The sequence below is a fragment of the Pseudomonas rhizozeae genome, assembly GCF_031583775.1.
Lineage (GTDB): Bacteria > Pseudomonadota > Gammaproteobacteria > Pseudomonadales > Pseudomonadaceae > Aquipseudomonas.
In genome coordinates, this window is the sequence record NZ_JAVLSB010000022.1 from 1 (window position 1) to 15,409 (window position 15,409).

The window sequence follows — 15,409 nt, forward strand, 5'->3', positions numbered from 1 at the left end:
ATGCACGACACAGAAACCTGTGGGAGCGGGCTTGCCCGCGATGGCGCCAGCCCGGTCACCCCAAAAACAAAAACCCGCACCAGGCGGGTTTTGTTTTGCAGCGATTCAAGCCATCAATCAGCCAGGCGCCAAGTGGTGCCGCCCTTGCCATCCTCCAGCACCACGCCCATGGCGGTGAGCTGGTCGCGGATGCGGTCGGACTCGGCCCAGTCCTTGCCGGCCCGTGCCGCCAGGCGCGCGGCGATCAGCGCGTCGATTTCAGCCGAATCGACCCGCCCTGCGGCGCCTGCTTGCAGGAAGTCATCGGCTTCGAGCTGCAACACGCCCAGCACGCTGGCCAGTTCTTTCAAGCGCGCTGCCAGGCCGGCCGCGGCGTTGAGATCACTGTCGCGCAGGCGGTTGATCTCACGGACCATCTCGAACAGCACCGCACAGGCTTCGGGCGTGCCGAAGTCATCGTTCATCACCTGGGTGAAGCGCTCGACAAAGGCGTCGCCGCCCGCCGCCGGGACCACCGGCAACCCCTTCAACGCATGGTAGAAACGCTCGAGTGCGCCCTTGGCGTCCTTGAGGTTGTCTTCCGAGTAGTTGATGGCGCTGCGGTAGTGGCTCGAGACCAGCAGGTAACGCACGACTTCCGGGTGGTATTTGTCGAGCACGTCGCGGATGGTGAAGAAGTTGTTCAAGGACTTGGACATCTTCTCGCCATTGATGCGAATCATGCCGCAGTGCATCCACGCGTTGGCGTAGGTCTTGCCAGTGGCCGCTTCGCTCTGGGCGATTTCATTTTCGTGGTGCGGGAACTCCAGGTCGCTACCGCCGCCATGAATGTCGAAGGTCTCGCCCAGGCAGCAGGTCGACATCACCGAGCACTCGATGTGCCAGCCCGGACGCCCGGCGCCCCAAGGCGATTCCCAGCTCGGCTCGCCAGGCTTGGCGGCTTTCCACAGCACGAAGTCCAGCGGGTCCTGTTTCGACTCGTCCACTTCAATGCGCGCGCCGATACGCAGGTCTTCAATCTTCTTGCGCGACAGCTTGCCGTAGCCCATGAACTTGCCGACGCGGTAGTACACGTCGCCATTGCCGGGGGCGTAGGCGTAACCCTTGTCGATCAGGGTCTGGATCATCGCGTGCATGCCGGGGATATGGTCGGTGGCACGGGGTTCCATATCCGGCTTCTTGATGTTCAGCCGCGCTTCGTCTTCGTGCATCGCCGCGATCATGCGCTCGGTCAAGGCTTCGAACGATTCGCCGTTTTCGTTGGCGCGGTTGATGATCTTGTCGTCGATGTCGGTGATGTTGCGCACGTAGGTCAGGTCATAGCCGCTGAACCGCAACCAGCGGGTCACCAGGTCGAACGCGACCATGCTGCGGCCGTGGCCCAGGTGGCAGTAGTCGTACACGGTCATCCCGCAGACGTACATGCGCACCTTGTTGCCATCCAGCGGCTTGAAGACTTCTTTGCTCTTGGTGAGCGTGTTGTAGATCGTCAGCACTTTAATCGTTTCCTTTGAATCACTGGCCCCACGAATCACGCAGGGTCACGGTCCGGTTGAAGACCGGGTGACCGGGTTTCGAGTCCTTGATATCCGCGCAGAAGTAACCTTCGCGCTCGAACTGGAAACGGTCTTCCGGCTGTGCGTCGCCCAGCGAGGGTTCGGCACGACAACCAGTGAGGACCTGCAGCGAGTCAGGGTTGATGTTGTCCAGGAAACTGGCGCTGTCCTCAGCCTTCTCCGGGTTCGGAGAGCGGAACAGGCGATCGTACAGACGCACTTCGCACTCGATGCTGGCGGCGGCCGGCACCCAGTGCACCACGCCCTTGACCTTGCGGCCTTCAGGGTTCTTGCCGAGGGTATCCGGGTCATACGAGCAGCGCAGCTCGACGATGTTGCCGTCAGCGTCCTTGATCGCTTCGTCGGCGCGGATCACGTAGCTGCCGCGCAGGCGCACTTCGCCGTTCGGCTCCAGACGCTTGTAGCCCTTCGGCGGCTCTTCCATGAAGTCATCGCGGTCGATGTAGATTTCACGGGCGAACGGCAGCTTGCGCACGCCCAGTTCTTCTTTTTGCGGATGACGCGGCAGCTCGAGGTTTTCGACCTGGCCTTCCGGGTAGTTGGTGATCACCACCTTCAACGGACGCAGCACGCACATGGCGCGCGGGGCGTTCTGGTCGAGGTCCTGACGGATGCTGAACTCGAGCATGCCGAAATCGACCACGCCGTCGGAACGGTTGGTGCCGACCATGTCGCAGAAGTTGCGGATCGACGCCGGCGTGTAGCCGCGACGGCGGAAGCCCGACAGGGTCGACATGCGCGGGTCATCCCAACCGTGTACGTGCTTCTCGTCCACCAATTGCTTGAGCTTGCGCTTGCTGGTGATCGTGTAGTTCAGGTTGAGGCGGCTGAACTCGTACTGACGCGGATGCGCCGGCACCGGCAGGTTGTCGAGGAACCAATCGTACAGCGGGCGATGGCCTTCGAATTCCAAGGTGCAGATCGAGTGGGTGATGCCTTCGATGGCGTCCGACTGACCGTGGGTGAAGTCGTAGTTCGGGTAGATGCACCACTTGTCACCGGTCTGGTGATGGTGAGCGTGGCGGATGCGGTACAGGATCGGGTCGCGCAGGTTCATGTTCGGCGAAGCCATGTCGATCTTCGCCCGCAGCACCCGTTCACCGTCCTTGAACTCGCCAGCCTTCATGCGCGCGAACCAGTCGAGGTTTTCTTCGACGCTGCGCTCACGGAACGGGCTGTTCTTGCCCGGCTCGGTCAGGCTGCCGCGGTATTCCTTGGCTTGCTCCGGGGTCAGGTCGTCGACGTAGGCCTTGCCGGCCTTGATCAGCTCGACCGCCCAGTCGTGCAGTTGATCGAAATACTGCGAGGCGTAGCGCACTTCACCGGACCACTGGAAACCCAGCCACTTGACGTCGCTTTCGATCGCGTCGATGTATTCCTGGTCTTCCTTGGCCGGGTTGGTGTCGTCGAAACGCAGGTGCGTGACGCCACCGAACTCCTGGGCCAGGCCGAAGTTCACGCAGATCGACTTGGCATGGCCGATGTGCAGGTAGCCGTTGGGCTCCGGCGGGAAGCGAGTGACGATCTGTGTGTGCTTACCCGAGTCCAGGTCCGCCTGGATGATCGGGCGCAGGAAATTGACCGGCACGGCCGGGCCGGTCTTGGAATTCGAGGTAGGGTCGACAGTGGGCTTGCTCATAGGATCCTTGAACATACAGTGCGCGGCCGGACGAAGGGCCAGACAAAACAAAGCCGCTATCATAGCCGATGCCGTCGAGGCGCTGACAGAGCAGCTCGGCAAACGGCCGCATTTAATAAGCCGTAAATGAAAAACAGCCTCGAAATTCGCGCCTGTCACGCTAAACTGCGCTCCTTGGCCGTCACTGGCCGGACCGGTTGCGGGCCTCGCGCCCCGAAACCCACGAATTCCCAGAAAGAGTAATCATCATGTCGAAAGTCAAACTGACCACCAACCACGGTGACATCGTTCTGCAACTGAACGCCGAGAAAGCCCCGATCACCGTGGCCAACTTCATCGAATACGTTAACGCCGGCCACTACGAAAACACCGTTTTCCACCGGGTCATCGGCAACTTCATGATCCAGGGTGGCGGCTTCGAACCTGGCATGAAAGAAAAGAAAGACAAGCGCCCAAGCATCCAGAACGAAGCCGACAACGGCCTGCCGAACAAGAAGTACTCGGTGGCCATGGCCCGCACCATGGAACCGCACTCGGCCTCCGCGCAGTTCTTCATCAACGTGGCGGACAACAGCTTCCTTAACCACAGCGGCAAAACCACCCAGGGTTGGGGCTACGCGGTCTTCGGCGAAGTGATCGACGGCACCGACGTCGTGGACAAGATCAAAGGCGTCTCGACCACGTCCAAAGCCGGCCACCAGGACGTACCTGCAGACGACGTGATCATCGAGAAAGCCGAGATCATTGAGTGATACTGCTGATTTCAGATTTGCATCTGGAAGAGGAGCGCCCGGACATCACCCGGGCGTTTCTGGATCTGCTCGCCGGACGTGCCCGCTCGGCAAGTGCGTTGTACATCCTCGGCGACTTTTTCGAGGCGTGGATTGGCGACGATGCCATGACGCCTTTCCAGCGCTCCATCTGCCAGGCCCTGCGCAACCTCAGCGACAGCGGCACGGCGATTTTTCTGATGCACGGCAACCGTGACTTCATGCTCGGCCAGGCCTTTTGCAAACAGGCCGGCTGCACCTTGCTGAAGGACCCGAGTGTCGTGCAATTCGAGGGCGAGCCGGTGCTGTTGATGCACGGCGACAGTCTTTGCACTCGCGACGAAGCTTATATGAAGCTGCGGCGCTACCTGCGTAATCCCATAACGCTGTTCATCCTGCGCCATTTGCCGCTGCGCACCCGTCATAAACTGGCGCGCAAGCTGCGCAGCGAGAGCCGCGCGCAAACCCGGATGAAGGCCAACGACATCGTCGACGTCACGCCCGAGGAAATCCCGCGGATCATGCGCGAATACGGGGTCAAAACCCTGATCCACGGCCACACCCACCGCCCGGCGATCCACAAATTGCAGATCGGCGAGCTGGCAGCCAAGCGCATCGTGCTGGGGGATTGGGATCGCCAGGGCTGGGCATTGCAGGTAGACGAACAGGGTTACCAGTTGGCGGCGTTTGATTTTGCGCCGCCACCGCAACTGCCTGCTCCCGCACATTAATAGCTGTCCAGAAATCCTGTGGCAGATACAAAGCCTGTGGCAAACACAAAACCTGTGGGAGCTGGCTTGCCAGCGATGAGGGTGTGTCAGTCGACATAAGTGCCAGTTGAACAACCGCTATCGCTGGCAAGCCAGCTCCCACAGTGTTCCAGGCTGGTCGCACATCTCCACAGGTATCTCACAGGTCTTTCCTGATCTCTCCAGATCTCTCCAGTCTCTAAAAAATCTCAGTGCCCACCCGACGCCGCCGGCCCAGCCTTGGCGGTGAACGGTGGTTTGGCCAGCCAGACGATCAGGATCAGCCCCATGAACATCCAGCCCAGCAAGGTGAAGTAATCCACCGTGGACATGATGTACGCCTGGCTCACCACCACTTGATCGAGCTGGCTGTAGGCCTTGGCCCCTGCACCGCCCAGTTGCGCCAGCGCCTCGCGGGTCGCCGGTTCGTAGGTGTTGATGCTTTCGGTCAGGTAGGCATGGTGCTGGTCGGCGCGGCGGATCCAGATCCAGGTGGTCAGCGACGCCGCAAAGCTGCCGCCCAGGGTCCGCAGGAACGTCGCCAGGCCTGAGCCGTCGGCGATTTGGCTCGGCGGCAGGTCCGACAGCAGGATGGTCAGGGTCGGCATAAAGAATAACGCCACGCCAATCCCCATGAACAACTGCACCAGCGCGATGTGCTGGAAGTCCACTTCGTTGGTGAAACCGGCGCGCATAAAGCAACTTAAGCCAATCGCCAAGAACGCCAGCCCGGCCAACAGACGCATGTCGAATTTCGGCGCGTACTTGCCGACAAAGGGCGACAGCAATACCGGCAGAATCCCCAGCGGCGCCACGGCAAAACCGGCCCAGGTCGCGGTATAGCCCAGCCGCGTCTGTAACCACTGCGGCAGGATCAGGTTGATGCCGAAGAATCCGGCATAACCCAGGATCAGCACGATGGTGCCATAGCGGAAGTTGCGGTACGCGAAGAGCCGCAAGTTGACCACCGGGTGCTCGTCGGTCATTTCCCAGATCACGAAAAACGCCAGGGCGATCACCGAGATGACCGTGCCGATAATGATGAAGTTGGATTCGAACCAGTCGGCATCGTTACCTTTGTCGAGAACAATCTGCAGCGCACCGACGCCAATGATCAGCGCGATCAAACCGATGTAATCCATCGGCTGGCGGCTGGTGACCACCGGGCGTTTCTTCATCTGCTGGGTCACCACGAACGCGGCGAACAGGCCGATCGGCACATTGATAAAGAAGATCCACGGCCAACTGTAGCTGTCGGTGATCCACCCGCCGAGAATCGGCCCGGCAATCGGCGCCACCACCGTGACCATCGCCAGCAGCGCCAGGGCCATGCCCCGTTTGGCCGGCGGATACACGGCAATCAGCAACGTCTGGGTCATCGGGTACAGCGGCCCCGCCACCACCCCTTGCAGCACGCGAAAGCCCACCAGTTCCGGCATCGAGGTGGAAATCCCGCAGAGGAACGAGGCGATCACAAACAGCAGGGTCGCCCAGATAAACAGCTTCACTTCACCGAAGCGACGGCTCAGCCAACCGGTCAGCGGCAAGGCAATTGCGTTGCTCACGGCAAACGAGGTGATCACCCAAGTGCCCTGCTCCGAACTGACCCCCAGGTTGCCGGAAATCGTCGGCAAGGCCACGTTGGCAATGGTGGTGTCGAGCACCTGCATGAACGTCGCCAGGGATAGCCCGATGGTACTGAGCAGCAGGCTGGGTGGCGTGAAGGAGGCGTTATTGCTCATCGCGAATCCTGTGAAAGCTGATTAACGCTGCGTTTGGACGCAGCTAACCCGGTGGGAGCGAGCCTGCTCGCGAAGGATGTGTCTGACGCCCCTCGACTGGAGGGGCTGACGCTATTCGCGAGCAGGCTCGCCCTCACAGAATCGGGCCGGTTAACGCTGCGCGGTCTTGCTGGCGGCGGCGCTGTTGTCGTGGATCAGCCGGGCGATCATCGCGTCGGCTTCGGCCAACTGACGGTCGTAGACGTTGGTGCTGAACGAGGCTTTCTGCGGCGGTTGCTGGGCCAGCACCGGGCCGCTCTGGTCGTGCAAGTTGACGTCGACCACGGTCGACAGGCCAACCCGCAGCGGGTGTTTGGCCAAGTCATCGGGGTTGATGTGCACCCGCACCGGCACCCGCTGGACGATCTTGATCCAATTGCCCGTAGCGTTCTGCGCCGGCAGCAAGGCGAACGCGCTGCCGGTGCCGGCGCCGAGGCTGTCGATGGTGCCGCTGAACTTCACGTCGCTGCCGTACAGGTCGGTTTCGATGTCAACTGGCTGGCCGATGCGCATGTCGCTGAGCTGGGTTTCCTTGAAGTTGGCGTCGATCCACAGTTGATTCAGCGGGATCACCGCCATCAACGCGGTCCCCGGCTGCACCCGCTGACCGAGTTGCACGGTGCGCTTGGCGACGTATCCGGTGACCGGCGCGATCAAGGTGCTGCGGGCATTGGTCAGGTAGGCCTGGCGCAGGTTGGCGGCGGCGGCCATCACGTCCGGGTGCGAGGACACTTCGGTGTCGTCGACCAGGGCGCTGGTGGTCTTGAGCTGCTGCCGGGCGTTGGCCAAGGCGTTTTGCGCCGAGGTCAGGTCGTCGCGGGCGTGGGACAGTTCTTCCTGGGAAATCGCCCCGCCGGCGGCGAGGTTCTTGCGGCGGTTGAAGTTGTCCTGAGCTTTCTGCACTTCGGCCTGTTGTGCGTTGACCTGGGCTTTCATGCCGTCGACGTTGCTGTACAAGCCGCGCACCTGGCGCACCGTGCGGGCCAGGTTGGCCTGGGCACTTTGCAGTCCGACTTCGGCATCATTCGGGTCGAAGTTCACCAGCACCTGGCCTTCGTGCACCAGGTCACCGTCATCGGCGCCAATGCTGACGACGGTGCCGGTCACCAGCGGGGTGATTTCCACCACGTTGCCGTTGACGTAGGCGTCGTCGGTGCTCTCGCTCCAGCGCCCGTACATCTCGTGATAGACCCATACACCGGCGCCGGCGAGCAGCACGACCACGGCGAGGATCAGCAGCATGAGTTTGCGTTTGCGGGACTTGGGTTGCTCCGGGGTGTTTTCAGCAGGTTGAGTGGTATCGGCAGTGGCCATGACAAGTACCTTGAATTAATGAGTCTGCGTGGCGGGCGCGGTAAGCGGGCCGGCCGAGGCGAGGCCGTCAGCGGAAAAACCGCCGCCCAAGGCCTGCATCAACTGGATCGACAGGTCGATGCGCTCGGCATTCAGGTTGGCCAGCTCGCGCTGGGCCTGGAGCAATTGCTGCTCGATGCTGAGCACGTCCAGGTAGTTGCCGATCCCTGAGCCATAACGCTGGACCACGGTGTTGTAAGAATCCTGGGCAATCTCGGTGGCATGTTGCTGGGCAGCAATCTGCCGGCCGATGTCGCGCAACTGGTTGATGCTGTCGCTGACATCGCCGAGCGCCTTGACCAGGCTTTTGTTGTACTGCGCCACCGCGAGGTCGTAGTCGGCATCGCGGGCATCGAGGTCGGCGCGCAAGCGACCACCGTCGAAGATCGGCAGCGACACGGTCGGCGCAATGTTGAAGAAACGGCTGGCGGACCCGAACATCGCATCGCCCAGCAACGACTCGGCACCGGCTGCGGCGCTCAGGTTGAGGTTGGGATAGAAACGGGTCTTGCTGGCGTCGATGTTCTTGCTCGCCGCCTCGACCCGCCAGCGCGCGGCCACCAGGTCCGGACGCCGGCCGAGCAGTTCGGCCGGCAAGGTCGACGGCAACGCCACCGCACTGGCATTGAGTACGTTTGGCCGGGCAATCTCATTGCCGCGATCAGGGCCCTTGCCGAGCAACACAGCCAGGGCAATTTTGGCGCTGTTCAGGCGTTTTTCGGCGTCGACCAGGCTGGCTTGCGAGCTGGCTTCGAGGCTTTCGGTTTGCTGAAACTGATACTGGCTGTCGATCCCGGAACTCAAGCGGCGCTGGCTCAGATCGAGCATTTGCCGGGTGCGTTTGAGGTCTTCCTGAGCGATGTCATGGACGATGTACGCCTGGCCGAGATCGCTATAGGCGCGGGCGACGTCGGCGGCGAGGGTCAATTGCGCCGCTTGCTGGTCGACCTCGGCCGCGCGGGCTTCACCCAGCGCCGCTTCCCAGGCTGCACGCTGACCGCCCCACAGATCGAAGTTGTAATTGAACGTGGCGCCGACACTGCGCAGGGTCGAATAACGTCCGCCCTGCCCGCTCGGGTCCTGATCGCGGGCCAGCCGTGAACGACTGATACCGGCGCTGGCGTCCACGGTTGGCAGGCGCTCGGCCTCGGCGGCATAGGCAGCAGCGTTGGCCTGATGGGCGCGCGCATCGGCGATCTGCATGTCCGGGCTGTCTTTCAGTGCTTCGCGGATCAAGCCGTCGAGCTGCGGATCACCCAGGCTCTTCCACCAGTCACTGGTGGGCCACGCGGCGGGCGACAGGGTCACGCCGCTGAGGGATTGCCCGGCCTGCAGGTTTTTCGCCTCAAGGCTCACGCCTTCGGAATGCAGGCCACTGAAGTTGGCGCAGCCGGCCAGGCTCATGGCCAGCAACACCAGGCCTAGCTGCGCACGCAAGGTTTGACGGTTCATTTGTCACCCAGCCTCAGGACAGTGATGGGGTCGCCGGCAGCCAGCAGGATTTTTTTCAGGATGTTTTCCAGGGTGTGCAGCTCTTCCCTAGTGATCGCCCCGGCCAACTCGTTCATCGCCTCGGCGCCCATTTGCGGCAGGCGATCGATCAAGGCCTGGCCGTCCTCGTTGAGCACCAGGCGAATCTGCCGGCGGTCGTTTTCGGAACGCTGGCGGACGAGAAAACCTTTTTGCTCCAGGCGATCGAGCATGCGCGTCATCGAACCGCTGTCGAGGGACAAGTGCCGGCACAGCTCAGCCGGGGTGTCGACGCCGAACTGGGCCATGATGATCAACACCTTGAACTGCGCGGCGGTGATGCCGTGCGGTTCCATGTGCGTGTCGATGATCTTGTCCTTCAGCAGCGCCGCACGCCCGAGCAACAGCCCGAGGTGACAATCCTTGAATTCTTCAGGGGTGAAATGCTTCATGAGAGACCTATTAACTGCTTAGGCAGGGAATGTATGTCGAGATGTTACTGCTTAGGCAGCGAATGGCCAAGCATTAGTTAGCAAGCTTTGTAAATGAGCTGACCAGTGGCACTTTGGCCATGGGCGCATGAAGAGGATGGACAGTTTTCGTGGCGAGGCTCCCTCGCCACAGAGGCAATCCCTGCCACAGAGGGCGGGAGGGGGCTTAGAAATCCCGTTTGTAGAAGATGTCTAGCGAACTGGCGACGCCGCTGGCGGCTTCCAGGTAGACCTTTTTGCTTAGCTTGTAACGCAGGGCGATGGTGTTGGCCGGTTCGAACACGCCGACGCCGTAACGCAGGCTGAGTTTCTCCGACAAGTTACCGCTGGCGACCACGCTGGTGGCGTCGCCGCTGCCTTCGGTGTCGAGCTGGAAGTCTTGGATGCCGAGGTTTTTCGCCATGCTGCTGGTGACTCCGGAGCTGCCCATCAAGCCCAGCCCCAGCGCCGCTTGGGCGAGCATATTGTTGTCCTCGCCATTGGTGCTCAGGGGTCGCCCGAGCACCAGATAGGACAACGCCTGTTCCTGGCTCATGGCCGGTTCGGAAAAGATTTGCGTGGTCGGCTGCTCGGCGCTGCCGCTCAGGCGAATACCGGCGATCACGTCGTCGGTCTGGCGAATCGCTTCGATGTCCAGGTACGGCTGGTCGATGGGCCCGGCGAACAACAGCCGCGCCCGACGCACCGTGAGGCGCTGGCCGTAGGCCCGGTAGCGGCCGTCGTTGAGCCACAACTCGCCGCGGGTGTCCATGTTGTCGCCGATGTGCACCTGCCCCTGCAGGTCGGCAGTCAGGCCAAACCCGGCGAAGCTCAGTTTGCCTTTGCCAGGGTCCTGGCCGACGATCACGTCGATGTCCATCGCCATGGCCATCGGGGTTTTGCCTTCTTCGGTCTGGTTACCCACGATCACCGTGTCGTCCGAGACCTTGACCGTCGATGGCGGCAATTGGCGCACGGTGATTTCGCCCGTGGGCACCAGCACTTTGCCGGCCACCGCGAGTTGGTTGTCCTTCATGGAAATCTTCAGGTCCGGGGCCATTTCCAGGTGCGCGTAAGGCTCAACGCTGATCGGCAGTTGCGTGCCCTTGAGCTGCAGGTCCACCGCCAAAGCCTGACCCCAGGCGATGTTGCCATCGAGGCTGCCCTGCCCGGCCTTGCCGCTTTTCCAGTCACCGTTGAGCTGCACGGTTTCACCAGCGATCACGGCTTGCAGTTTCAGGCCTTCGAGGCTGATCGGCAGTTCCGGCCCGGACACCTCGCCGTCGCTCAGCAGCAGGTTGCCGTTGACCAACGGCGCCAGCAACCCGCCGGACAAAGTGCCGCTGCCGTTCAACCGCCCGCTGAGTTTTTCCACCATTGGCACAAACGGCCGCGCCACCGAAACGTCGAGGCCGCTGAGACGGAACGAACCGCTAAGCGGTTTGTTCTGCGGCAGCGGATTGATCTGCGCCTGCACCGTCAATTCGCCGAGTTTGCCGCCGACGAAATTGAGGTCGGTGTCGATGCGTTTGGGCGTCAGTTTGCTGGTGAGCTTGAGGGTCTGGTACGGGAAGTCCAGCCATTGCTCTTTGTCACGCATGCGCAGGGTGCCGCCGCTGGCGTCGACCGTGACCTGGCCATTGGGGCCGCTGGCCGGCAGATCCAGTTGCAGGTCGGCATTGAGCTTGCCCTGCCAGGCGAAATCCTTGGGCAACCACTGCGCCAGGCTGTCGATCGGGAATTGCTTGAGGTGATATCGCAGCTTCGGCTCGGGCATCAGCCGCTGGTCCTCACCGCACAGGCTGGCCGCGCCGGACATCCAGCAATGGGCGCCGAAGTTGAGTTTGCCGTCCGCCAGCCGTTCGAGTCGGGCCGGGGCTTGCAGCGTCCAGTCCTGGCCGCCGGCCTTGACGTTGCCGCTGGCCAGGCGTCCGCGCCAATTGCCTTGGTCCAGCGCGCCGTCGAAGCCGAGCGCCAGCTTCAATGTCGGCCCGAGCAAATCAAGGCTGAGCTTCTGCCGTTTGCTGTCGCCCTGGGCGCTGGCGGTCAGGGTGCCGAGCGCGGTGTCACCCGCCTGGATGCCGCTGCCCTTGAGGTTGATGTTCGCCCGTTGTGCGCTGTCGAGCGTGGCGTCGAGGTTGAGGCTTTGCAGACGATTGTCTTCGAACGCCAGCTGCGAACCCTGCATCGCCAGTTTGCCTTGCGGCGCCTTGAGCGTGCCGGCGACGTCCATGCGGCCGCTGATTTGCCCGCGCAGTTGCGGCCAGAGTTGCGCCAGTCGCGTAAGTTTGATGTCGAGTTGGCCGGCGAGCTTTTGCTGCACGCTGCCGCTGCCGTTGATCCGGTTATCCCCGAGGCGAATGTCCAGGGCACTGAGGTTCCAGCGTTCGCCGGCACCGTCAGCCTTGGCTTGCAGCACCGCCGGTTGCCCGCGCAATGTGCCTTTCAAATCCAGATCGGCACTGAGGCTCAGGTGTTCATTCTTCATTTCACCTTGGCTGCGCAACGGCCCGGCCAGCGTGCCGGGCAATTCGGCGATCCAGAACGCCGGGTTGATCGCGGTTAAATCCAGCGCCGTGTCCCAGGCAATGCCGTCGGCGAACTGCAGGTTCAAGTGGCCATCGGCCTTGCCTTGACCGGCAATCAACTGCAGTTGTTGCAGGTAGATCTTGGTCAGGTCGCCGCTGAATGGGCTGTTAAGGGTGAACGCCCCTGCCGGCCCGTCCAGCGCGGCATCAAAGTGGCCGAGGTACTTGCCGTCGGTGTACGACACCTCGCCGTTGAAGCGACGGACCGCGACTTGCGGTTCGTCGATCAGCGGATAGAGGCGATGCCAGGGGAAGTCGAGCCAGGCGATTTTTGCCTCCGCGCTGAAGCCTTGGCGCCAGTCCAGCGCGCCGTTGAGCTTCAGGCTTTGTTTGTCGTTGGCGGTGAGGTCGAGGCCGGCGATCTGCGCGCCGTGGGCGTCGACCTTGCCTTGCAACAGCAACGCCACCGGGCCTTGTTCCGCCGGTAGGCTGGCCTTGCCGAGCAACTGGTAACCGACCTTGAGATTGCCGTCGCCGGTCAGTTCCACTTGGTTGAGTTGCAGGGTGTCGGGTAAATCGGCACTGGCCTTGAACCCGTCCGCGGTGATGCGGACCTTGGCCGGCAGATTGTCGGCCAGCGGCTGCAATTCGCCGGTCAATTGGCCGTTGAGGTAACCGCTGCTGTCTGCCGTCAGGTTGAGGGTTCTCAGCAAGTCGCCTTCGGCTTTCAGGGCCAACGCCCAGGGTCCGTCGCCGGGTGCCGGCAGGCTCAGCGCGCCCTCGACGGACAGCGGCCAGTTGCCGCTGGGTTGCAACAGGCCTTTGAGGTTCAAGCTCAGCTCGTCACGTTGCAAATGCACCGAATCGATCTGCAAACCCTTGGCCGTCCAGTGCGCCGCCAGTTGCAGCCCTTTGAGTTCTTCGCTGCCGTTAAACAGCAAGCTGCCGACCTGCACGTCGCCCAGTTCAAGGGCCAGCGGTAATTTCAGGTCTGGGAGACTGATCGGCGCGCTGCTCGGTTCATCGTTGGTCGGTGGAAATTGCAGGCTGACCTGGTCGGCTTTCAATTGCTCGATGCACAGGGTCATGCGGGTCAGGCACAGCGGCGACCAGGCGAAGATCACCTTGTCCAGCTCGACCCGATCACTGCCCTGCTGCCACACCAGGTGATCCGCGCTCCATTGCCCGCCCAGGCGACCCTGGAAATGCTCCGTGCTCAAACCCGGCACCAGGCCCAGCACCCAACGGCTACCGGCGGCGGTTCCCAGCACGCTGGCCAGTGCCAGCACGATCAACAGCAACAGCGCGAGCACCGTCAGCAGCGTTATCTTCACACCACGCTTCACAGCTCAGGCCCCATGGAAAAGTGCAAGCGGATGCCGCCGTCGTCATCCAGTGCATGGGCGAGGTCGAGGCGGATCGGCCCGACCGGCGAGACCCAGCGCACGCCAATGCCGACGCCGGTCTTGAGGTTCGGCAATTCGAGTTTGTTGAAGGAGTTGCCTTGGTCGACGAAGGTCGCGACGCGCCATTTGTCGGCAACCGAATACTGATACTCGACACTGCCGGCGACCATGTAGCGGCCACCGATGCGGTCGCCGTCGGAGTTCTCCGGCGACAGGCTTTGATAGTCGTAGCCGCGCACGCTCTGGTCGCCACCGGCGAAGAAGCGCAACGACGGCGGAATCGATTTGTAACCGTTGGTGGCACTGCCACCGACCTGCACCCGGCCGAGCAAGCGATGCTTGTCGAACACGGTGGTCAGGCCTTTGACCAGCGCCGTGCCGTACACCAGATTGTTGTCCGAGCCGAGCCCTTCCTTGGCGACTTTGCTTTCGAAGGTCAGGCGATAGCCGTTGTGCGGGTCGATGCGGTTGTCGCTTTTCAGATACGAGTAACTGACGCCAGGCATCAGCAAGGTGCTCAGGCCCGAGTCATCGCCGAGGCGATATTCCTCACGCTGCCACTTCAGCGACACCACCCGCTGCCAGCCGCTGGGCAGCTTGCTGTGCCACTCCGGACCAATCGTCAGCAGTTTGCTGAGGCTGTCTTCGTCAGCGATTTCTTCGTTTTGGTAACCGCCGGCGAAACGCAGTTTGTCGGTCAGCGGTGGATCGAGGGGGATGTCGTAAAACACGCCGACGTTCTGCCGTGGCGCGGAGACTTCGGTTTCCCAGCCGTAGCTGTGGCCCTGGGGGTTGACCCAATGGCGGGTCCAGTTGGCCTTGGCCCGGGGCCCGACGTCGGTGGAATAGCCCAGGCCCAGGCCCATGGTTCGCGGCTTGCGGGTGTCGAGTTTGACCGCCACCGGGATCACTCGGTCCTTGGCCGCCGTCGGTGCGGCGTCGACACGCACGCCCTCAAAATAGCCGCTCGATTGCAACGCCTGGTTAAGTTCGGCAATCAGTTCGGAATCGTAGGGCGCGCCGCTTTTGAACGGCACCATGCGTTGCAGCAGGTCTTCGTCGAACGGCGTATCGCCCTCGAAACTGACCTGGCCCAAGGCGTAGCGCGGGCCGCTGTCGTAGATCAATTCGATGTCGGCGACGCCGGCGCGCGGGTCTACCGACAGGCGCTGCTGAGTGAAGCGGCCGCTGAAAAAACCGTAGCGCGAGGCCTGGTTCTGGATCAGCCGCTTGGCGTCATCGTAGTGGCCGTGGTTGAGCACCGCGCCGGGTTTCAGCACATCGCTGGCGGGTACGCGGAAGGCTTTGAGCGACGCCGCCGGGCCGTCGATGCGCACCGTGACGTTACGCAAATGCACCGGTTCGCCGGGCTCGATCTTCAGGGTCAGGCGTGGGGTTTTGCCGCCTCGGACCTCGCTGTCGATCTGCGGCTGGTAGTAGCCGAGTGCCTGCGCGGCCTTGCGCGCCTGCTCCTCGGCGCCACGGCTGAAGCGCTCAAGCGCCTGCTCGTCACGATCGCCGAGGCTGCCAATGTAGCCTTCGATATTGGCTTTCAGCGCGTCGTTGGACGGCTTGATGCGGACGTCCAATTCACTTTGGGCCAGCGCCGCGCAACTGCTGAACAGCATGAGCAAACCGCTGGTGATTCTTCCTGGAAACTTCATAG

Annotated in this window: 10 protein-coding genes; 2 read left to right on the forward strand and 8 right to left on the reverse strand. The window is 62.3% G+C overall.

Features of this window, described 5'->3' with window-relative positions; genetic code table 11:
- Positions 1-113: 113 nt before the first annotated feature.
- Both cysS and RG836_RS07535 read right to left on the reverse strand, forming a co-directional pair.
- Entirely contained in the window at positions 114-1,496 is a 1,383-nt protein-coding gene (gene cysS, locus RG836_RS07530; protein ID WP_310844460.1) for a cysteine--tRNA ligase, read from the reverse strand.
- Between the two features lie 19 nt (positions 1,497-1,515).
- A complete protein-coding gene (locus RG836_RS07535) occupies positions 1,516-3,216 on the reverse strand; it encodes a glutamine--tRNA ligase/YqeY domain fusion protein (RefSeq protein WP_310844462.1) in 1,701 nt (566 codons plus the stop codon).
- Positions 3,217-3,464: 248 nt separating this feature from the next.
- On the opposite strand from RG836_RS07535, the gene RG836_RS07540 reads away from it, so the two are divergent.
- Together RG836_RS07540 and lpxH are read left to right on the forward strand one after the other, a co-directional pair.
- Positions 3,465-3,968 (forward strand): peptidylprolyl isomerase, encoded by a 504-nt coding sequence (locus RG836_RS07540; RefSeq protein ID WP_310844463.1) that lies wholly within the window; start codon positions 3,465-3,467, stop codon positions 3,966-3,968.
- Complete coding sequence (gene lpxH / locus RG836_RS07545) at positions 3,965-4,717, forward strand: UDP-2,3-diacylglucosamine diphosphatase (protein ID WP_310844464.1); 753 nt, start codon at positions 3,965-3,967, stop codon at positions 4,715-4,717. Before RG836_RS07540 ends, lpxH begins: the two co-directional genes overlap by 4 nt.
- Before the next feature lie 227 nt (positions 4,718-4,944).
- Here the strand turns inward: lpxH and RG836_RS07550 are convergent, their stop codons facing one another.
- The 6 genes from RG836_RS07550 to RG836_RS07575 all read right to left on the reverse strand — a co-directional run bounded on the left by RG836_RS07550 (position 4,945) and on the right by RG836_RS07575 (position 15,407).
- Positions 4,945-6,477, reverse strand: coding sequence for a DHA2 family efflux MFS transporter permease subunit (locus RG836_RS07550; RefSeq protein WP_310844465.1), 1,533 nt, complete (start codon positions 6,475-6,477; stop codon positions 4,945-4,947).
- A 150-nt stretch (positions 6,478-6,627) separates the two neighbouring features.
- The gene (locus RG836_RS07555; protein WP_310844466.1) at positions 6,628-7,830 is read right to left on the reverse strand and encodes an HlyD family secretion protein; all 1,203 of its coding nucleotides are present in this window, start codon (positions 7,828-7,830) and stop codon (positions 6,628-6,630) included.
- A gap of 15 nt (positions 7,831-7,845) precedes the next feature.
- Positions 7,846-9,321, reverse strand: a complete 1,476-nt coding sequence (locus RG836_RS07560; RefSeq protein ID WP_310844468.1) for an efflux transporter outer membrane subunit — start codon at positions 9,319-9,321, stop codon at positions 7,846-7,848.
- Positions 9,318-9,791, reverse strand: a complete 474-nt coding sequence (locus tag RG836_RS07565; protein WP_310844470.1) for a MarR family winged helix-turn-helix transcriptional regulator — start codon at positions 9,789-9,791, stop codon at positions 9,318-9,320. The genes RG836_RS07560 and RG836_RS07565 overlap by 4 nt, the downstream gene beginning before the upstream one ends.
- A gap of 205 nt (positions 9,792-9,996) precedes the next feature.
- Entirely contained in the window at positions 9,997-13,683 is a 3,687-nt protein-coding gene (locus RG836_RS07570; protein ID WP_310844471.1) for a translocation/assembly module TamB domain-containing protein, read from the reverse strand.
- Positions 13,680-15,407 (reverse strand): autotransporter assembly complex protein TamA, encoded by a 1,728-nt coding sequence (locus RG836_RS07575; RefSeq protein WP_310844472.1) that lies wholly within the window; start codon positions 15,405-15,407, stop codon positions 13,680-13,682. Before RG836_RS07575 ends, RG836_RS07570 begins: the two co-directional genes overlap by 4 nt.
- Positions 15,408-15,409 lie beyond the last annotated feature (2 nt).